Source organism: Actinosynnema sp. NPDC023658, assembly GCF_040639995.1.
Classification (GTDB): domain Bacteria; phylum Actinomycetota; class Actinomycetes; order Mycobacteriales; family Pseudonocardiaceae; genus Actinosynnema.
Genome location: NZ_JBFAAX010001507.1, coordinates 1 through 1,028 on the forward strand (window position 1 = coordinate 1; position 1,028 = coordinate 1,028).

A 1,028-nucleotide genomic window follows, 5' to 3' on the forward strand; every position below is an offset into this window, starting at 1 on the left:
ACCGGCGTGGAGGAGCCCCGCCAGGACCTCAGCGGCGACGCCTTCGACTACGCGCTGTCGGAGACCACCGCGGCCCTGATCGTGCTCGACGCGGCCGGCCACGACCTGCGCAGCGCCCTGATAGCCGCCACCGCGCTGGCCGCCTACCGCAGCGCCCGCCGCGCCGGCCACGGCCTGTACGAGCAGGTCCGCGCGATCGACGAGGCGATCGGTGAGCAGTTCGGCGGGGGCGCGCAGGCCACCGCCGTCCTGGCCGAGCTCGACCTGGCCACCGGGCGCCTGCGCTACGTCAACGCCGGCCACCCCGCGCCCCTGGTGATGCGGTCCGGCAAGGTCGTCAAACCCCTCGCCGGCGGCACGCGACCACCGCTCGGGCTCGGCCTCAGCGACCTGACCATCGCGGAGGAGGCGCTGCAACCCGACGACTGGCTGGTGCTGCACACCGACGGCATCACCGAGGCCACCGGGCACGACGGCGAGCCGTTCGGCCAGGCCCGGCTGATCGACTTCCTGCACCGCGAGGCGGCCGCCGGGCACCCGCCGCCCGAAACCGCGCGGCGGCTCGTGCAAGCGGTCCTGGAGTACCAGGACGGCGTCCTGCAGGACGACGCGACCGTGCTGCTGGCCCGGTGGACCAGTCCTCGGGACGTCACCCCGTGACCGCGGCGGAGGTGGTGCGACCGCAGCCCGGGTCGAAGACCGGTTTCGTCGTGCGCGTGACCTATCATCGCGGCATGCAGCCCGCGGCGCTGCCGGCCGTCACCCGGCAGCCACACCACGTGTGCCGGTCCTACGACCGGTTGGCCGAGTTCGAGGTCGCGGCGTGCGACTTCCTGGCCGACGGTCTCCGCGCGGGTCGGCGCGTGCTGTACGTGACGGCCGGTGATCCGGGCAACCTGATCCGGGGCATGTCGGGGGTCGAGGCGTTCACCGAGGGCGTGCGGCGGGGCGCGGTGCTGATCGCGTCGCTGGCCGACACCTACCCGATCGGAGCGGTGATCGACCCGGAGGAACAGGTGCGCTCGTAC

At 74.0% G+C, this 1,028-nt stretch carries 2 protein-coding genes; both read left to right on the plus strand.

Annotated elements, in window-relative coordinates:
* On the plus strand, positions 1 to 660 hold a 660-nt coding region (locus tag AB0G02_RS42140; protein ID WP_360806771.1), incomplete at its 5' end, for a PP2C family protein-serine/threonine phosphatase.
* Positions 657 to 1,028: MEDS domain-containing protein (locus AB0G02_RS42145; RefSeq protein WP_360806774.1), on the plus strand; the 372-nt coding region annotated here is incomplete at its 3' end. The genes AB0G02_RS42140 and AB0G02_RS42145, both read left to right, overlap by 4 nt.